Annotated in this window: 14 protein-coding genes; 12 read left to right on the forward strand and 2 right to left on the reverse strand. The window is 50.1% G+C overall.

All coding sequences use genetic code 11. From position 1 onward, the window contains the following. Positions 1-306 precede the first annotated feature (306 nt). From RDW05_RS05970 to alaS, 12 genes are all read left to right on the forward strand, one after another. The gene (locus tag RDW05_RS05970; protein WP_293828821.1) at positions 307-648 is read left to right on the forward strand and encodes a YlbF family regulator; all 342 of its coding nucleotides are present in this window, start codon (positions 307-309) and stop codon (positions 646-648) included. After that, positions 648-1,550 carry a UDP-N-acetylmuramate dehydrogenase gene (gene murB / locus RDW05_RS05975; RefSeq protein ID WP_307978202.1) on the forward strand — a complete coding sequence of 301 codons (903 nt, stop codon included), beginning with the start codon at positions 648-650 and terminating at the stop codon, positions 1,548-1,550. The genes RDW05_RS05970 and murB overlap by 1 nt, the downstream gene beginning before the upstream one ends. Positions 1,551-1,682: 132 nt before the next feature. After that, positions 1,683-2,081, forward strand: a complete 399-nt coding sequence (locus tag RDW05_RS05980) for a hypothetical protein (protein ID WP_304260561.1) — start codon at positions 1,683-1,685, stop codon at positions 2,079-2,081. 9 nt (positions 2,082-2,090) lie between these two features. Beyond that, a complete protein-coding gene (locus RDW05_RS05985; protein WP_307978203.1) occupies positions 2,091-2,900 on the forward strand; it encodes a nitroreductase family protein in 810 nt (269 codons plus the stop codon). A gap of 203 nt (positions 2,901-3,103) precedes the next feature. Beyond that, positions 3,104-3,937: an ABC transporter ATP-binding protein gene (locus RDW05_RS05990; protein ID WP_307978204.1), complete on the forward strand. Its 834-nt coding sequence runs from the start codon at positions 3,104-3,106 to the stop codon at positions 3,935-3,937. 7 nt (positions 3,938-3,944) lie between these two features. Further along, positions 3,945-5,606 (forward strand): hypothetical protein, encoded by a 1,662-nt coding sequence (locus RDW05_RS05995; protein WP_307978205.1) that lies wholly within the window; start codon positions 3,945-3,947, stop codon positions 5,604-5,606. Positions 5,607-5,608: 2 nt separating this feature from the next. Further along, positions 5,609-7,258 carry an ATP-binding cassette domain-containing protein gene (locus RDW05_RS06000; RefSeq protein WP_307978206.1) on the forward strand — a complete coding sequence of 550 codons (1,650 nt, stop codon included), beginning with the start codon at positions 5,609-5,611 and terminating at the stop codon, positions 7,256-7,258. Further along, on the forward strand, positions 7,227-8,102 hold the full coding sequence (locus RDW05_RS06005; protein WP_293392908.1) for an energy-coupling factor transporter transmembrane protein EcfT: 876 nt from the start codon (positions 7,227-7,229) through the stop codon (positions 8,100-8,102). Before RDW05_RS06000 ends, RDW05_RS06005 begins: the two co-directional genes overlap by 32 nt. Then, entirely contained in the window at positions 8,099-9,508 is a 1,410-nt protein-coding gene (locus RDW05_RS06010; protein ID WP_307978207.1) for a PQQ-binding-like beta-propeller repeat protein, read from the forward strand. The genes RDW05_RS06005 and RDW05_RS06010 overlap by 4 nt, the downstream gene beginning before the upstream one ends. Then, the gene (locus RDW05_RS06015; protein WP_307978208.1) at positions 9,509-11,224 is read left to right on the forward strand and encodes an ABC transporter ATP-binding protein; all 1,716 of its coding nucleotides are present in this window, start codon (positions 9,509-9,511) and stop codon (positions 11,222-11,224) included. It abuts the gene before it with no gap. A 118-nt stretch (positions 11,225-11,342) separates the two neighbouring features. Beyond that, positions 11,343-12,941: an AAA family ATPase gene (locus RDW05_RS06020; RefSeq protein WP_307978209.1), complete on the forward strand. Its 1,599-nt coding sequence runs from the start codon at positions 11,343-11,345 to the stop codon at positions 12,939-12,941. 243 nt (positions 12,942-13,184) lie between these two features. After that, complete coding sequence (alaS, locus tag RDW05_RS06025; protein ID WP_307978210.1) at positions 13,185-15,806, forward strand: alanine--tRNA ligase; 2,622 nt, start codon at positions 13,185-13,187, stop codon at positions 15,804-15,806. A gap of 196 nt (positions 15,807-16,002) precedes the next feature. Here alaS and RDW05_RS06030 read toward each other — a convergent pair whose 3' ends face one another. Then, complete coding sequence (locus RDW05_RS06030; protein WP_307978211.1) at positions 16,003-18,756, reverse strand: autotransporter outer membrane beta-barrel domain-containing protein; 2,754 nt, start codon at positions 18,754-18,756, stop codon at positions 16,003-16,005. Between the two features lie 108 nt (positions 18,757-18,864). Further along, complete coding sequence (locus tag RDW05_RS06035; protein WP_307978212.1) at positions 18,865-19,107, reverse strand: hypothetical protein; 243 nt, start codon at positions 19,105-19,107, stop codon at positions 18,865-18,867. Between the last annotated feature and the right edge of the window lie 431 nt (positions 19,108-19,538).

Raw genomic sequence — 19,538 nt, forward strand, 5'->3', positions numbered from 1 at the left:
CGCGCATGAGCCAATCAGCGTCGTCCTGCGGACTCGCTTCTTGGATGCGCCCGCATGTGCTTCCAGACACTCATTTGCTAAAATTTATATTCGCTGCACGGCATATCACTTGCTTACGTCAGTGTGTTGCAGTGCAAGTGTTTAGTAATTTGGTAATGAGTAGTAGCGTCGCAAGCGATGTGCCATATCACTTGCTTACATCAGCGTGCTGTGTGACCAATGTGCGACCTGTGTTAATGTGTAGTATTTTTCTATGTTTGTTTCTTACGTTAGTGTAAAAGTATATTATTAGTGAGGTGTTTATTTATGAACGTTTATGATAACGCAAATGATCTGGCTAAGGCTATGCGCGAGAGCCACGAGTACAAAAAGCTGAAGGAAGCTGCTGTTGTTCTGGAGAAGGATCCTGATACCAAGAAAATGGTTAATGAGTATCTGATGGCTGCTCAGGAGGTTGAGTTTGCTAAGCATCAGGGTAAGACTCCGGATGCTGCTGCTATGGATAAGCTGGAGAAGCTGCAGGGTATTTTGAATCTGAACAGTGATGCTATGCAGTATCTGAATGCGTTGATTCGTTTCCAGATGATGCTGATGGATGTTACTAATACGATTCAGGACGTTGTTAAAGAGGCAATGGGAGATAAATAATGACGTTGCAGGAGATTTTCGCAGGCTGTACTGCTAAGCCTTTGCTGGCAGAGGAGCCGATGGCGAAGCATACATCCTTCCGTATCGGCGGTCCTGCTGACCTGATGGCTATGCCGCAGAGCGAGCAGGAGCTGCAGCAGCTGCTGCAGCGTGCCGGTGAGGCGAAGGTGCCTGTTACGCTGATTGGCAATGGTTCTAATCTGTTGGTGCGCGACAAGGGCATCCGTGGCCTGGTTATCAGGCTGGGCAATATGCTCAATGATGTTGCTGTTGATGGCTGCACGCTGACCTTTGGCAGCGGTGTTTCATTGGCTGCTGCTTCCCGCAAGGCGGCAGAGCTGGGACTGAGCGGCATGGAGTTTGCTGTGGGCATTCCCGGCAGCATTGGCGGTGCTGTTTATATGAACGCCGGTGCTTATGACGGCGAGATGGCCAAGGTTGTTACCAGTGTGCGCGTGATGGAGCTTGACGGTAAAACCAGCGAGCTGGCTGCTGCAGCTCTTGATTTTGGCTATCGCCATACTGCGCTGCAGGGCAGCGGTAAAATTGTTACCGCAGTCACTGTGCGTCTGACTGCAGGTGATAAGCAGGCTATTGCCGATAAGATGGCCGATTTCAGCAACCGCCGCATCACTAAGCAGCCGTTGGAGCTGCCGAGTGCAGGCAGTATGTTCAAGCGTCCTCCCGGATATTTTGCCGGTACGCTTATCGACCAGACCGGTCTTAAGGGCTACACTGTCGGCGGTGCGCAGGTTTCCGAAAAGCATGCTGGCTTTGTGGTGAACATCGGCGGAGCTACGGCGGCAGATGTGCTGCAGCTTATCTGCGATGTGCAGGATAAGGTGTTTGCGGCGCATGGTGTGCATCTTGAGCCGGAGGTTTTGGTCCTCGGCGAAGAATAAATTAGGGGAGAGCGCCTATAAGACGTCATCTACGTCGTCAGGACTCCTAGGAGTATATGAGTGGCGCTTTCTAAAGAAAAAAGTATTGGTAGGCTTTACTGGTTTACCGATAGTTTACAGGAGAAGAGAATTTTGGAGCAGCAGCTTTTAACAGAGCAGGAAATTCACGAGCTTGGCTTGCAGGCTCTCGTTCCCTGGCTGGAAAGTCATAATTTTAAAATTGATTATATGCAGACTGATATGAATACTGTGCCGCATATTTTTGCCCTGAGCGGCAAAATCCTGACGGTTATCGTCGCAGCGACATCAATGTACCCGCATAAGGGAGTTGTCGGTGAAGCAGACAAGGCTTATGCTATGCGTGTAGCAACACAGCTTGGTGCTCTTTGTGCTACCGCTTCTATCGGTCTGGTAAATGTAGATGGTTTGCCTGACGATAAAAAGCTCATGGGTACGCCTATGCGCAATGGTCATTATAAGGCAGATTTTAGTGGACTGGAATACATTCACTATACCGATAATGCACTGTGAGGTGACGTTATGGACTTGTTAACAGTTAATCAGGAGAAATGCCTGCGTTGCGGCATTTGCGTAGAATGCTGTCCTTCCTGCATTCTTTCTATGGGTGAAAACGGACCGGAGTGCAATTTTGACCGTGGCTGTATGAGCTGCGGCCAGTGCGTTGCTATCTGTCCTGTAGGAGCGTTGGATAATAAGTATACGCCGCTGGCAGAGCAGCGTCCTGTGACGATGCCGCTGCCGATGCCTGAGGTTGCTTATGAATTTTTGCGCATGCGCCGCAGTGTGCGCAACTTTAAGCCGCAGGCACCGACGGATGAGGAAATTACCCGTATGCTGGATGTGGCACGCTATGCGCCGACTGCCGGCAATTCACAGGGTATGTACTATATCGTTATCCGCGATAAGGAGCAGATTCGTGCGATTGCCGATGCTGTTGCCAACTGGATGGAGGACGAGGTTGCGGCAGGCACTGAAAACAAACGCTATTTTCAGGTGGTGCTGCGCGCTTACCGTGAGCGTGGACAGGATATTATCGCCCGTAATGCACCTTGCCTGATTTTTGCGCTGGCACGCCGTCTGAACATTACCGGTGTGAGCAATGCAGAGCAAAGCTGGGCCTACGCTGAGCTGTTTGCCCCGACCATTGGCCTGGGTACAACAATTGCCGGCTTTATCCAATCCTGCGGCATTGCAGGCTATCAGCCGCTGCTGGATTTGATTGCGGTGCCGCCGAAGCACAAGATTGTGGGTACGCTGATGGTTGGTTATCCCAAATATAAATATCAACGGATGCCTGAAAGACAGCATCTGAAGGTTGATTTCCGTTAGTTTATTTAAGCATGAACTATTGCCGTGGTTCATGCTTTTTGTTTTGAATTTTATCTGAGAAAGGATTCTTGATTAAACAGAGTGCGGTCTGCGATTTATTGTAGCGGATGCCTCTATGTGGTATAATATATAAGATTGAGTAAAGTATAGTATACCTAAATTTATTTGAATTTTATGATGAAGTATGAGTATGAGGTGTATGTATGTCAGAAGCAGTTTTGAGTGTTAATCATTTATCTATAGGCTATGGCAGCCGCTGCGTTATCAGCGACGCCAGCTTTACTATCGGCAAGGGCGAGCTTGTGGGTATTATCGGCTGTAACGGTGCCGGCAAGAGTACTCTCTTGAAAACAATCCGCGGTATGCTGCCGAAGCAGAGCGGTGAGGTTTTGTTCTTTGATAAGCCGATGGATGAATATACCGACAGAGAGCTGGCGCGTGAGGTTGCGTATCTGCAGCAGCAGGTAGAGGTAGGCTTTGGTTATACAGGACAGGATATTGTTATGGCGGGCCGTTATCCTTACCTGAAATGGTGGGAGCGCGAAAGCGAGGACGACAAGCGTCTGGCGCTGGACTGCATGGAATATACCGGTACGCGTGAGCTGGCGGAAAAGCCGGTGACGGAGGTTTCCGGCGGTCAGAAGCAGCGTATCCTGTTGGCGAAGGTTTTGGCGCAGCAGACTCCTGTACTGTTCCTGGATGAGCCTACTACCGGTCTGGACATGGTTTATCAGGAGGAGATTTTCCGTTTTGCGCGTGAGCTGGCGCTGATGGGCAAGACGGTGCTGATGGTTGTGCATGAGCTGAATTTGGCAGCCAAATACTGCAGCCGTATCCTGCTTTTAGGCGAGGGAAAGCTGTTGGCAGACGATACTCCGGAGCGCGTATTTACGGAAGCTTTGCTGAGCAGAGCATATGCGGCTGATATTGCCGTAAGCCGTAATCCGCTGAATAATAATCTGGAGATTACAACGCGTGTAGATGAGGCAAGCAAAGAAAAGGATGCAGCATTGCTGAAAAAGATTTGCTGCGAATAGGTGAAGTATGAGAATCTTATATATTCTGCTGGCACTGCTGTGCTTCGCACAGCAGGCCCTTGCAGGCGTGAAGCTGGAGGCAGTGTACCCCTATAATCTTGATAAGAGTGCTGCGCATGTAGTACATGGCGGCAGTACAATGCCTTTGTTTATTAATATCAGCAGCTTTGATGTGCCGCATGAGCAGCAGGCGCATCTGCGCGTAATTTTGCCGGAGGGCTTTAAGGCGCTTGTCAATGACAAATGGCATTTGGACAGCGCTGACGGCAAGCAGACGGCAGAAACGGATTGGGTGCTGCCGGCAGATTTCGGACAGAGCTTTGATTTGCTGTATATTCAGCCGCAGGCAGACCTTGCACGTGGCGCAAAGCAGCTGACGGTGGAGGTCAGCGGTGACGGCTGGCATGAGCGCAAGGAGCTGAGCTTCAGCTATGAGCCGGCGGCGGCAGCAGCGGTAGCTGCGGATCCGACGCAGGGGAAGAAGCTGGACCGCAGCAAGTTCAACTGGTATATCCAGAGTGTTACTCTGCCGGTAGATAATTTGGGCAATAAGGATGACCGCGCGGCAGAAGGCGTGGTTTTTATCCGCGATACTACGCTCGAAGGCTTCCGTAACCGCATGACGGGCGATGGTGCGACGAACTGGTCGGCCGTGTTTAACCATCCTGCGACTTTTCTGGTGCTGGATATGCGCAATCCGCAGCGCGATGTGCGCTTGCTGAAATTTAAGGCGGAACTGATTGATAAAAAAACAGGCAAGGTTATGCCCGGTCTTTGTACTGCCGGCAAAAACAATGAGGATTCCGAGCATGGCTGGGCCGGTGAAACCGGCAGCGTCAACGAAACTACGGCGCTGATTTCGCTGGACGGCAAGAAAACTCAGGCCTTTATCATTCCGTTATATGTAGATTATTTTACAGTGTTGGAGGGTGATTACAGCCTGCGTGTGACCGTAAGCGGCAATGGGCAGGAGAAGGTGCAGGAGGTACCGCTGACAATCGCCAAAAAGCATAATCTGGGACTTTTGGCAGTAGGCTTTTCCTTTATCTGCCTGCTGGCTGTGCTGGCCTGCAGCTATAAGCTGAAGGGCTGCATTTACCGCATCGGTGCGCGTGGTGCTATTACGGTGGCACTCTTTGCGGCGCTGGCTTTTGGCGGTATCACGCTGCCGACGACACTGATCGGTGATTTGCTGCATGTATTCTTAGGGCCTTTCTCCGGCTTGGTGACAGGTATTCTGAGCGGCATGCTGCTGTATCTGCTGGTGGTGGCGCTGCTGGTGCTCTTCCGTGCGCCGGGCGTGCTGACACTGATGTATTTTGTCAAATATATGCTTGCCGGTCTGATGTTCGGACATTTTACGCCGTTAGGACTTTTGAGCATGTGTGTAAATGTAGCAATTCTGGAAACGCTGCTGTATCTTTCCGGCTTCTACCGCAAAGCGGTGCTGAGCAAGGGCTATATGCTGTTCATCTGCCTGCTGATGGGCGTGGGCGATGCGCTTGTTACCTTCATCAATATGGAGCAGATGATGTTCTTCTACCGTTTGTATTATGCAGACTGGTATCTGGCGCTGTATATGCTGGTCAACGGTCTTTTATACAGCAGCATCGGTGCCTGGCTGGGTGCTAAGACTGGCAGCAAGCTGCAGCAGGTTATGGGGGAATAAAGATGCTGAAAATAGACAATTTATCTTATCGCTATCCCTCAAGGAAGCAGTTTACCTTAAAGAATATCAACCTGACGTTGGCGGACGGTGAAATGCTGCTTTTGGCAGGACGCAGCGGCTGCGGCAAGTCGACGCTGATTAAGGCAATCAGCGGCCTGTTGGGCAGCGAGGAGCGCGGCGAGCTGCAGGGAGCAATTTACCTGCAGGGTGAGGATATCAGCAAATGGCCGCCGGAAAAAACAGGCCAGCTGGTAGGCACTGTGTACCAGTCGCCTGATGACCAGCTTTTTGCAATGACGGTGGCCGATGAAGTAGGCTTTGCATTGGAAAACCAGGGCGAGGAGCCTGAGGTTATCGCACGCAAGGTGAGCGAAACTCTGGAGCTGGTAGGCTTGGGCGGCTTTGAGGATTACAGCATCCACAAGCTGAGCGGCGGCCAAAGGCAGCGCTTGGCACTGGCGTCGATTCTTGTTACCAGACCGGGACTGCTGATTTTAGACGAGCCTGTGAGCCAGATGAATCCGCAGGGCGTGCAGAGCTTTATGCAGCTTTTGGTGCGCCTCAACCGCGAGGCCGGCATTGCTATTTTGATGATAGAGCATCGTGTAAACGAGCTTTGCAAATATTTTTCGCGTCTGGCTGTAATGCAGGAAGGACGCATTGTTTATGACGGCCTTGTTGCCGATGCCTGGCAGGCGATGACAGGTCGCGGTGATTTGGGCTTGCGTGAGCCGCAGACAGTGAAGCTGTGCCGCGCACTGCAGCTGTCGGAGCTGACGACGGACGAGGGCAGAATTGTGCAGATGTTGCGCCATGAATGCGAGCCGCTGCCTGCTGCTGTGCAGGCACAGCCTGCAGGGCAGCAGCAGCCTCTTCTCGAAGCGCGCGATTTGTATTACACCTATCCCGGCAGTAAGGAGCCAACGCTGAAGAAGCTGCAGTTTACGCTTTACCAGGGGCAGATTACCGCAATCATGGGCTTCAACGGCGCCGGCAAGAGCACGCTGATGAACCTTTTGGGCGGCCTGACACAGACGCAGCAGGGAAGCATGCTGCTGGCAGGACAGCCTGTAGACAAGCAGCTGGGCAAAATCGGTTATCTGCGGCAGGAGCCTGACCTGATGCTTTTGGCAGACACAGTACGCGAGGAGCTGTGCTGGAAGAACCACACGATTACGCAGCAGGAGCTGCAGCAACTCTTAGAGCATATGAATTTAGCGGAATATGCCGATGATTTTCCGTTGGCGCTGAGCAAGGGACAGCGCTTACGCGTTGTTTTGGGAGCAATGCTGGCGAAGAAGCCGGCACTGCTGCTTTTGGACGAGCCTACGACAGGACAGGATGAACAGAGTCTGGCGGAAATCCGCCGTCTGCTTTTGGCCTACAAAAAGCAGGGGGGCAGTATTTTCATCTGTACGCATGATATGGAGCTGGCGGCACAGGTGGCCGACCGTGTTATTGTATTGTGTGCCGGGCGGATTATTGCCGACGGCACGACAGAAGAGGTTTTGAGCAATAAGGAGCTGGTGGAGGCCGGCGGTCTGACACCGTCAGTGCTGCTGCCGGTATGCGAGCAGGCGGGGCTTCCTCCCTGCATCACGGTAGAGGGGGTGAAGTGCTATGTCCGTAAGACAGCTGTGGGAAGGAACTGATGCCGCAGGCTGGGCACAGAAGCTCAACGGGCGTACTAAGCTGCTGTTCCTCTTCCTATTTGCTATTCTGATGATTACCGTGGATAATCCGCGGACGCTCTTTATTTTATTTACGTTTACCTTAATACTGCATCTGGCAGCAAAAACCTCTATCTACAAATGGAAGGTGATGGCGATTCTGCTGCTCTTGGGCCTGTGGGGTTCCATGTTCAGCCAGGCGCTGTTTTTTGCGCAGACACCGCGTACACCGCTTTTCGTGCTGATTGCTCCGGAGGCAGGCTTCATCGGCCAGCTTACGGGCGGACTTTTCATCTATCGCGAGGGCATTCTGTACGGTGCGGTTCAAGGCTTGCGCAGTGCAAGCATGCTGGCGCTGGGACTTTTGGTCTGTTGGACGAGTGACCCGCGACAGCTGCTGCAGGCCTTGCTGGCCTGGCGACTGCCGCCGCAAATGGCTTTCATGCTGGTGACGGCAATTCGCTTTTTGCCGGTGCTGGCGGCAGAAACAGGCGAGGTTATCACAGCGCTGCAGCTGCGCAGTGACAGCCAGAGCGGACGCACTGCCGTTCTGCGTCATTTGCCGTATATCGCCAAGCCACTTTTGGCGCGCTGCCTGAGGCGTGCGCAGACGCTGGCGCTTTCGGTTGTAAGCCGCGGCTTTTTCGCAGGCGGCGCTGCAAAGCGACGCCAACAGTGGGATGCACGCGAAAAGGCAAGCTGCCTGCTGCTGTTTGCAGTAGTGGTGGCAGTTGTTGGCAGTAAAATTATTTACCTGCTGTCGGAGCAGGGCTTCTACTTTGGCGTTTTCCGCCAAATCTATGATTGGACGGTGCTATATCTATGAACAAGATTAAAGGCTGGCTGGCACTTGTGCTGCTGCTGCTTTCCTGGTGCGCACTGTACTGGATTACCGGCAGCAGAACGCCATGGAACCAGCTTCATGTTAATAACGATGGCTCCGGCGTGAGCGTCTATCTGGGTGATATCCCGACGCAGAATTATGACCGCATGGGCTTTACGAAGGCGGTGGTGCGCTACGCCGCTGAGGAAGAAGGCTGGATTGTCGGAACGGAGCGCGGCGAGCTCTTCCTCTTCGACAACGAGGGACGCCAGAAATGGAAGCGCTCCCTGGGCGTCGGCAAGCTGATTGCACTGTGCCTTACGCCTGACGGCAAGCTGGCGATAGTAGGCGAGCAGAGCGCGGAGGGCAGGCTTTACGCCGTTGATGTGCACACAGGCGATATCCGCTGGCAATACAAGGGTGCTGACTTTGTCGGCTCGGATGCTTCGCAGCGCTCCTATCCTTCAGTGGTTCATATTGCAGTCGATAAGGAAAACAACGTTTATGCCAACGCTTACCGCTTTTTGATGCGCAAGGACGGCAGCAGGGGTTATAACGCCAAAATGCTGGCGGTTAACGAGGAGGGCAAGCTGCTGTGGCAGTTCCCGAAAAATGAGGTTATCGACAGCTGGATAAACTGGTGCGATGTCAACGACAACAACGGCAGAGCGGTGTTTTCGACATCTGCTTACGATTTCCGTGAGGATATGAAGTATAAGGATACGATGTATTTCCTCGATAAAAAGACTGGCGAGCTGCTCAATTCGACGCATGTACCGCCGATTCCGCCCTTTGATAACACAGTTATGCGCGGCAGCCCCAACTACAGCGCGGACGGCAAATATCTGGCAGCAGCTGCCAGTGACGGACGCGGCATGCTGTTTGACGAGGCAGGTAAAATCCTATGGACGCGTTCTATTTCCAAGCCGCAGGATGTTGATGGCGCTTATGTCAATGCCAGCGGACGCGACGGCTTCGTAACACCCTACGGCGTGCTCTTTACCACGATTAACACCTTTAACCGTGAAAACTGGCAGCTGCCGACGCCTGTAGAGCACCCGAGCAATAACAGTATTTTTGTATTCAATACAGACGGTACCTTTCGCTATCAGTATATGGCAGACGGTACGATGGAGGAGATAGACTTCGCCGGCAGGCTGGCGGCCTGCGCGGTGGGACGCAACGTGCGCACGCACAATTACAAGGCGCATGGGGCGCTGGTGCTGGACTTGGAAACAGGCAAAAGGTACAGCTATTTCCCGACCGAAGGACCTTGCCAGGCAATTGGCATCTCGCCGGATGGCAAGTGGTTAGCAGGCGTGGAAGCGCCGGCACTGACTCCCGAGGGCAAGATTATCGGTGCTTACCGTTTACATATTTGGAAAAATAACGCAGGAGGAGCAAAGTAAATGTTAGAAAAAATAATTCATTATTATAAGCCCTATAAGCTGATTTTGCTTTTGGTGCTGCTTGGCTCGTGCTTCTCGGCCTTGATGGAGCTGGTGTTCCCATACATAGTAAGGCAGATGCTGAACGTCGAGATTCCCCAGAAGAATATCGACGAGCTTTTTTACTGGGCAGGCATACTGGTGGTACTGTATGTGATAAACTTTGGCCTGCTTTTTGTGATTAACTATTACGGCCGTGTGATGAGCTCGGGCATTGAAAATGATATGCGCCGTGATTTATTTGCGCATATGGAAAAAATGTCCTTCCGCTTTTTTGATAATGCCCGCACAGGCCAGCTGCTGTCACGCATTACCAGCGATATCGTGGAAATCAGCGAGCTGACCTTTAAGGGGCCGAATGATCTGCTGGTTTGCAGCATCAGCATGCTGGGTACGATTTTCATGATGCTGTATCTGAACCCCTTCCTGGGTTCTATAATCGGCGTGCTGCTGCTTTTCAAGGCAGCGCATTCTGTTTATGTCAACAGGAAGATGAAGAGTGCCTTCCGCCGCAGCCGTGTAAAATCCGGTGAGGTTTCCGCACAGGCAGAGGAGGCGCTGAGCGGCATTCGTCTGGTGAAGGCCTTTGCTAACGAGCCGCTGGAGCTGGAGCGTTTTATGCGCAAGAGCAACGAGCTGATGCAAGTGCGCAATGAATCCTTTGGTATTCTGTCGTATTTTACCGGCACGATTACCTTCTTTACCAATATCACCAATCTTGCGGTATTAGTCTGTGGCGGCATGATGGTTGCTGATGGACAGCTGCCGCTCAGCGATTTTGTTGCCTTCTTCCTTTATGTAAATATCTTTATGAAGCCTGTTTTCCGTCTGCTGATGTTTACGGAAATGTATCAGCGCGGTATGGCCGGTTACAATCGTTTTAATGAGATGATGCAGCATGAGGTGGAGATTGACGATGCGCCTAATGCGATTGCTGCAGGTAATATTAAGGGCCGCATTACCTTTGAGGATGTAACCTTTGGCTATCTGCAGGATAAGCCGGTACTGAAGCATTTTGATCTTGATATCGCTCCCGGTGAAAAGGTGGCCTTTGTGGGTGCTACCGGTGCAGGCAAAACGACGCTGGCAAGCCTTTTGCTGCGCTTTTACGAGCCGACGCAGGGCAGAGTGCTGCTTGACGGCGTGGATATCAAAAAGTATAAGCAGAGCTATTTGCGTAACCATGTCGGCCTAGTGCAGCAGGACGTCTTCCTCTTCAGTGATTCTGTTAACTTTAATATTGCGTATGGCAAGATCAAGGCGAGTGAGCAGGAGATTGAGCAGGCTGCCAAGCTGGCGGCGGCAGACGACTTTATCAGCGCGCTGCCTGAGGGTTACGAAACTAAGGTCGGTGAGCGCGGCGTGAAGCTGAGCGGCGGCCAGAAGCAGCGTATTGCTATTGCCCGTGCCTTTTTGAAGAATCCGCCGGTAATGGTGTTTGACGAAGCGACCAGTGCGCTGGATACCAAGACGGAAAAGCAGATTCAGAAGTCTTTGGATAAGCTGGCTGAAAGTCGCACTACGCTGATTATCGCACATCGTCTGTCGACGATTATCAACGCTGACAGAATTGTGGTGCTGCATAACGGTGAAATTGCGGAAATCGGCACGCACAAGGAGCTTATGGCTTTGGATGGCATTTATAAGCGCCTTTATGAGCTGGATGAGCAGGATTAAGGGTGTTTTTCACTTCAAAAAATACATAACTTGATGCTTATGGTTGCAGTATACGATGATATAGCTTTGTGCTATAATGCTGTATAGAGGAGTAGTCAAAACGGAGGAGGTAATGGAAATGGGCTTATTTCTTAATCCTGATAACAGAGCCTTTCAAACGGCGATAGATTCGGAAATTTACGTTGATAAAACCGGACTCATAGAATTTACCAACAAGGTTTTGGGGACGCAGCAGGCTTTTATCTGTAACAGTCGCCCACGCCGTTTTGGTAAATCAATTACAGCCAATATGCTGGCTGCCTATTATAGCAAGGGCTGTGATTCGCAGGAGCTTTTTGCCGGATTGGCTATCGAAAAAAGTCCTGCGTATCAAAAGCAGCTCAATAAATATGACGTTATCCATTTTGACGTGCAATGGTGCTGCAAGGAGGCAGGCGGTGCAGAAAAGACTGTAGGCTTTATTTCACAGGTGCTTATGGAGGAGCTGCGTGAGGCCTATGGCGCATATATACCGGAAAAGGTGACTAAGGTTTCCAGTGCTTTGGCTTATATCAGCGATGCGACTGGTAATCGTTTTGTGATTATTGTTGATGAATGGGACGTGCTGATTCGTGACGAGAGCACGAATAAAATTGCGCAGGAAGAGTATATTGATTTTCTGCGCAGCCTTTTTAAGGGAATTGAGCCGACACGCTATATAGCTTTAGCCTTTATGACAGGAATTCTGCCGATAAAAAAATTCAAAACGCAGTCTGCGTTGAACAACTTTGATGAATATACCATGCTTGATTCTGGCGTTCTTGCTCCATATATTGGTTTTACGGAAGACGAGGTTCGTACCTTGTGTAAAAGATATAATAAGGATTTTTCAGAGGTGAAGCGCTGGTATGATGGTTATCAGCTCGGCGGCTATCATGTGTATAACCCTAGAGCTGTGGTAGGCGTAATGCTGCGGGGAACCTTTCAGAGCTATTGGTCACAGACGGGTACATATGAATCCATCATTCCGTTAATTAATATGAATTTTGATGGCCTGAAAACTGATATTGTAACCATGCTTTCCGGTGATGCGGTTTTGGTGCGCACCAATTCATATCAAAATGATATGGTGACCTTTAAGAATAAGCATGATGTTATGACGTCGCTGATTCATTTGGGCTATCTGGCATATGAGCAGCAGGAGCAAAAGGCCTATATACCTAACGAAGAGGTCCGCAGTGAATTTGTTAATGCTTTAGAGGAAACAGCCTGGGATGAATTTGCTGATTTTCAGAGGCTGTCACGCGAGGTATTAAATGCTACGCTTGACATGGATGCAGCTGCTGTGGCGTCTATGATCGAAAAGGTGCATATGGAATATACATCTGCGATTAAGTATAATGATGAAAATTCGCTTAGCAGCGTTTTGACCATCGCATATCTGAGCGCTATGCAGTATTATTTCAAGCCTGTACGTGAAATGCCGTTAGGTCGCGGTTTTGCTGATTTTGTATTTATTCCTAAGCAATATTATGCTCATAGCTATCCTGCTTTGCTGGTGGAGCTGAAGTGGAATAAAAATGCAGATACTGCCATGAAGCAGATGAAGGAAAGGAAGTATCCGGTAAGCCTGCAGAATTTTGCTGAGGAAATTTTATTGGTAGGTATCAATTATGATAAGAAAACCAAGGAGCACACCTGCAGTATTGAAAAATATATTGGAGGAAGCAATCAATAAAATAACCAAATAAGCTTATGTATAATGCTGTAGCTGCAGATAGCGGTTGCAGCATTAGCTTTTCTGAAACAAAAAATGCGCTTGCTGCTCCGTTTTTTCTGCCAAGCAGGCGCTCTCAATTGCTTTGCGCTTATTGACATTCACAGGCAAAAATTATATAATTTTTTTATATGCAATCTTTGTTTGCTGCGGCATTTTCCGCAGTAATGCAGTATTATTTTTCGAAGGAGCGAATGAACTACTATGAAATACATGACTGGTAACGAAATCCGCGAAAAGTTTTTGAAATTTTTCCAAGATAGAGGCCATCTTATGCTTCCGAGTGCTTCCCTGATTCCTCAGGATGACCCGACTCTGCTGATTATCGGTGCTGGCATGGCACCCTTTAAGCCGTTTTTCACCGGCAAAATGAAACCGCCTGCTACCCGTATCACTACCTGCCAAAAATGCGTGCGTACCGGTGATATTGAAAATGTTGGCCGCACTGCGCGCCACCATACCTATTTTGAAATGTTGGGCAACTTCTCCTTTGGCGATTACTTTAAAAAAGAGGTTATCCCCTGGAGCTGGGAGTTCCTGACCAAGGAGCTTGGCCTGCCTGCTGATAAGCTGTACATCACCATCCACACTGAGGATGATGAAGCTTTTGATATCTGGCACAATGTTGTAGGTGTTCCTGAAGACCACATTGTACGCCTGGCAGATAACTGGTGGGAGATTGGCAGCGGTCCGTGCGGCCCTGACTCCGAAATCCACATCGACCTCGGCCCTGAACGCGGCTGCGGCAAACCGACCTGCGGCCCCGGCTGTGACTGCGACCGCTTCCTGGAAATCTGGAACTTGGTATTCACCCAGTTCAACCAGATGCCGGATGGCACCTACCCGCCGCTGAAAAACAAGAACATTGATACCGGCGCAGGTCTGGAGCGTCTGGCAAGTGTTGTTCAAGGCAAGCCGTCCAACTTTGAAACTGACCTGATTTTCCCGATTATTGAATATGCAGCTAAAATTGCTAATGTTGAATATGGCAAGGATAAGGCTACCGACGTTTCCCTGAAGGTTATCGCTGACCATGTACGCAGCATGACCTTTATGATCGGCGATGGTATCCTGCCGTCCAACGAAGGCCGTGGCTATGTGCTACGCCGCATCCTGCGCCGTGCTATCCGTCACGCTCGTCTGCTGGGCATCAACGAAATGTTCCTGACCGGTGCTGTTGACGTTGTTATCGGCATGTTCGGTCACGCTTACCCCAACCTGGTAGAGAAGGCTGACTTCATCAAAAAGGTTGTGGAAATGGAAGAAAACAGCTTCCTGCGCACTCTGAAGCAGGGCTGCGAGCTGCTGAACGAAGAGATTGAAAAGCTGAAGGCTGCTAACAAAACCGTTCTCGACGGTGCAACTGCCTTCAAGCTGAACGATACCTTTGGCTTCCCCTGGGAGCTGACTGAAGAAATCCTGGAAGAAGCAGGCATGACTATGGATAAAGAGGGCTTCGACGCTGCGCTGGAGGTTCAGCGTAAAATGGCGCGTGAAGCACGCAACGATAAAGAGGGCCGTCCGGTTGTTTATAACACCAGCGGCATCAATGTTGCTGAGCTGAAGGTTGACGAAGCTGCAACTGAAGCTAAGATTGTGAAGATGTACCCTGCGCATGATGCACAGCCGATTGAAAACGCTGCTGACGGCACTGATGTTGCTGTTATCTGCGACGTTACCGCTTTCCATGCTGAGGGCGGCGGCCAGCTGGGCGATATCGGTACTATTACTGCTCCGACCGGCGTTATTGCTGTAAATGTTACCAAAAAGCTGCCTGACGGCGCTGTTATTATGATCGGTTCCGTAACCGAAGGCACTGTTGCTGTAGGTGACGCTGTTACCTTTGCTGTAGACAAGGCCCGCAAGATGGATATCGCGCGTAACCATACCGCAACCCATCTGCTGCATGCTGCTCTGAAACAGGTTCTGGGTGCCCATGTTAACCAGGCCGGCAGCTATGTCGGTCCGGACCGTCTGCGTTTTGACTTCTCCCACTTCTCTCAGGTTACTGCTGAGGAGCTGAAGAAAGTAGAGGCTATTGTCAACGAGCAGGTGCTGGCTGGCAAAGCTGTTAATATTGAAGAGCTGCCGATTGAGGAAGCTAAGAAGAAGGGTGCTACCGCGCTCTTCGGTGAAAAGTATGGCAACATCGTGCACGTTGTTACCGTTCCGGACTTCTCTATGGAGTTCTGCGGCGGCAGCCATGTAAGCAATACCGCACAAATCGGTATGTTCAAAATCGTTAGCGAAGGCTCCAGCGGTGCAGGCGTGCGCCGTATTGAGGCTGTTACCGGTCATGGTGCTGTGGCTCATGTGAATGCTACCGAGGAAATGGTAAACGGTCTGGCTGCTGAGCTGAAATGCCGCTCCTGCGACGTTCCGACTCGTCTGGAGGCTCTGCAATGCGAGCTGAAGGCAGCACAGAAGAAGGCTGAAGAGCTGGCTGCAGAAATTGCTAAGGCACAGGTAAGCAATGTTGCTGATCAGATTAAGGATGCTAACGGCGTTCCTGTTCTGGTGCAGAAGGTTAATGCTGACAGCGTTGACGCTCTGCGTAACCTGGGCGACCAGATGCGCGATAAGGTTGGTGGCGTTGTTGTGTTGGCTGCTGTTATGGGCGAAAAGGTAAGCATTCTGACCATGGCTACTAAGGATGCTGTTGCTAAGGGCGTACATGCGGGCAATATCGTTAAGGCTGTTGCTAAGCTGTGCGGCGGTGGCGGCGGCGGTCGTCCTGATATGGCACAGGCTGGTGCTAAGGACGTAGCTAAGGTTGACGAAGCACTTGCAGCTGCATTTGATATTGTTGCTGCTATGGTGAAATAAGCTTAGCGCTGAATTTTACGTATAAAAATAAACTGACGAGGCAATTTTGCTTCGTCAGTTTTTTTGTGTTTATGCAGTTAGGTTTCTAAGTAATTATGATGTTTTCATGCTGTCCGCTAATAGCTTGCTGACAGATGAGCTGTCAGCAGAAGCTATGTTTAGCGTAGCGGATAAGCTGTTAAAAAAAGGTTAGCGCTTAGAAGTCGAAGCGTGCGCCGATACGCCAGGACCAGTCCTTGCTGAAGCCGCTGCCGCCAGCGCGTTCAGCGTCCATAAAGAGGTGGCTGGCGTGGCCTGCCTTGAGGTCAAAGCCCAAGCCGTATTCCCACCAGCTGCCGTTGCTGTCGCCGCTGCAGAAGGCGCTGGCATCATTCTTGTAGAAGGCAGCGCTGACGCGGTCGCCAAGCTCGGTGTTGTAGCGCACCTTGGCATAAACCTGGCTTTGGTCGCCGAGTGTTTGGCCAACGTCAACGCCCATGCTGAGGATAGCGCTGTTCAGATGGTCACTTGCTACATGCACGCCGTTGGAGGTGGTGAAGGCTTTATTGTACAAGCGTCCCAGAGTAAACTGTGCGTTGGGTGTTACAAAGAGACCATGGTCATTTTCCAGTCGGTGACCATATTCCGCACTTGCCTGCAGGCCGTGGCTTTTGGCGCTGCCATTGACGCCGTCAAGCTTGAAGTCGTTGTCATAAGAGCTGTAGCGGAGAACATAGTCAGCATAGGAGCCGGATTGGGAGGTGTGCGTGTGGTAGGCAGTGAGGGCGCCGCCGCGGATGTCACTGCGACCGCCGGCAACCTGCAGTGCGTCGCTGACCTGATAGCCGTTCATGCTGCTGCTGCCTTTGATATAGGTGAAGGCGAGGCCGCTGAAGTCACGTGTTTTTTTAGCGTCTTCCGTAGTCAGCTGCTCGTCCGAATTATGCTTGAAGTCGTAGCCGATGGTGTAGGTTTTGACCTTGGCGTCACTGCCGTAAATACCGCTGCCACTGATGGAAGAATTGCTCATCTTGGTCCACACGCCTGCACGCTCTTCGTCAAAGCAGGTGATGCCCAGGCGCTTGGTGAGACGCTCGCTTTGGTCACGCCACAAGTAGTAGTTCATATTGTGGGCCTTGATGGTGCCAGCCTCGTCGCGGGTGGGACCTTGGGGAGCAGGAGTGGGACTTGTATTTTTCTCCAGATACCAGTCGGTGGTATAGCCTTCCGTAGTGCTTTCCTTGCTGTTTAAAGAATAGATGTTCCAGGTGAGGTTGTCGTCGGAGGCAGCCTTGAAGTCGCCGTTTTCATTGACTACGCTCACCAGCACGGTATCTTCAGCCTTGCCAGTCAGTGTTGCAGTGCCGGTCACCTCGTTGAGGTACAGGCAATGCGTGCCGCTGTGGTTATTGATGAACAGCTTGTCGGCGGTTGAACCGTCGGTGCTTGTCTTGCTGTCATCGTAATCCATTTTGATGGTGCCGCTGCCGGTAAGATTGTTGATTTTGAGCTTTTGGAAGTTATGGTCATGCGTGCTGCTGCCAGCCATGTCTACAGTTGTCGCTTCTTTGCGCTGCGTGAGGTCAATGATGCTGCTGCCATTCATTACTACATTGGCAACTTCACTGTCTGCAGTGACATTCCAGGTAGCGTCCTTCATGTTGAGGTTAGTGCCTTTGGTTGAAAAGCTGGTGTCACTGAAGCTGAAGCCTGCAGCAGTGGAGGCAGCGTCTAAAATTGCACCGGTCAGCGTGGAGCGGCCAGCCTGTCTGCCTGCAGCGTTGCCATTCTGGCCTGCAGCGCTGCCATCGCCCAGGGAAAGATGCACCTCGTTACCGTTGTTGGTATAGATGTCACCGGTAATGTTTACGAGCGCGGTGGTATTATCCTTATTGATGCTGATGCTATTGCCTGCTGCAGCATCCGGATTGGCATTGATAACAATGTTGCCGTTGATGGTAAGCTTGTTAGCGGCATTAACGACAATGTCACCGGCATTGACGGACGTGTCGCCATATTCGGAGGGGTTGAGGAGGCCGCCACTGCCAATTGCGACTTTGGCGTCATCAACTACTTGGGCATTATTGAGGCAGTTGGTGTTATTGATGGTCAGGTCCTTGCCTTCGATGGTTACGGTAGCACCGGCACCAGCGGCTACTGTGGCGTATTTGCTGTTGATGGTGGCGGTGTCGGCATTTACGTAGATCAATGCTTTGTTGTAGGCATTGATGGCGTTCGTGTTGGCGTTGAATTCGGCATTTTCAGCATAGACATTGATTTTCGCTTGATACAGCTTGTAGTATTTAGCCGTTTCGTCGTTAGGGAGGTTATCGCTGTATCTGCCATAATAGGCATAAGGGTTGTTACTATCATACTGGGTATATCGTTGATCCTCGTAGATGTGGGAATCACTGTACAGGTTCATGTTGGCGCCGGCGTCTTTCACAAAGGTGAGCTGCTTGATTTTCTTATCAGCGCTGCCAAGGTTGATGGTGGCACCTGGATCACTGTAAACAGCGGCAGCAGTTTTACCGCTGGTAGCAGCAGCGATGGTGAGAGTGTCGGTTTTAATGTTGACTACTGGCAGGGGACAATCGGTTTCCAAGGAGCCATCATGCCAAGTATAGATAGTCTTTGCATTGCCTGTAGAAGCAAGGATGGCGCGCCCGTTGGAGGTAATTGTTGTATTTTTAGCGCTGATATCAACAAGGCCACCATAGCCGCAGTAGATAGTATTGTTCTCACTTGCAAGTTTGAGGTTAGTGATATTATTTAAATCTATCTTGCCCAGGATGTTGCTACAGATGGCTCTCTTGGTAGTGGAGATGTCAACGGTTGTGATGTCGCTAAGGTGAATACCGCCATTATTTTCTGTGTTGGTCCATCGTTCACCACGCCAATTGCCAAAGTTAGCTAGCAGACCGTAGGTGCCGTTGGTGATTTGCAATGTGTTCAGGTTTTTTATGGTCATCTCATTGTCACATGTGGACCAAATGTCACCTTGGAATGTAAGATCTATGTTTTTAGTTGCACCGGCTACGATATATGAATTTGTATTATCGTCTGCCAACGATATGTTTCAATTGGAACTGATATTTTTATTTTCATTTAAAGTAACGTTGTTTTTGGTTAGTTTTAAGTCACCACCTTCATAATAAGTTTTATCCTCGGTCCAGGTAGTGTTGGAATCATTTTTTAGGTCATTCCAATCGATGTAGCCTTCATCTGCGTACACTTCTCCTGCTAAGGATGAAGATAAAATGGTTAATCCGACAGCAAAGGCCAGCAGGCTTTTGCTCCGTTGGTGTAAATAATTTTTCATGATATTTGTTTTCCTCCCTTATTTTTTATACATACCCTAATAAAATCATGATAAGTTTGCCCTAATAAATTCACTTACTTTAGTTACTTAATTCGCTCACTTGATAGTATACTAGACTTGATTGTTAATAGCAAGTAAAGTTTTAAAATATCTATGAACTAAAGCTTATTAAAGCACTATGATTTCGTAGTATTTGATATATTTAATAGCAAACAGGTGAAGTTTTTATTATATACATAAGGGGATCGCAGGTACAGCGAAGGTGGCGACCAATATTTTTACTATGTATTTTTTGACAGGCAATCCATTTTGTGATAAATTCATATTAGCAGAAGTTTTTATTATGAACGGGGCGTTGACCTCGCGTGTGTAAATAAAGACTAACTATAAAAAGTCAAGGAGGCAAAGATAAAAAACTTAAACCAAATAGA

Origin of the sequence: uncultured Phascolarctobacterium sp. (assembly GCF_902463975.1) — a bacterium.
GTDB lineage: Bacteria > Bacillota > Negativicutes > Acidaminococcales > Acidaminococcaceae > Phascolarctobacterium_A.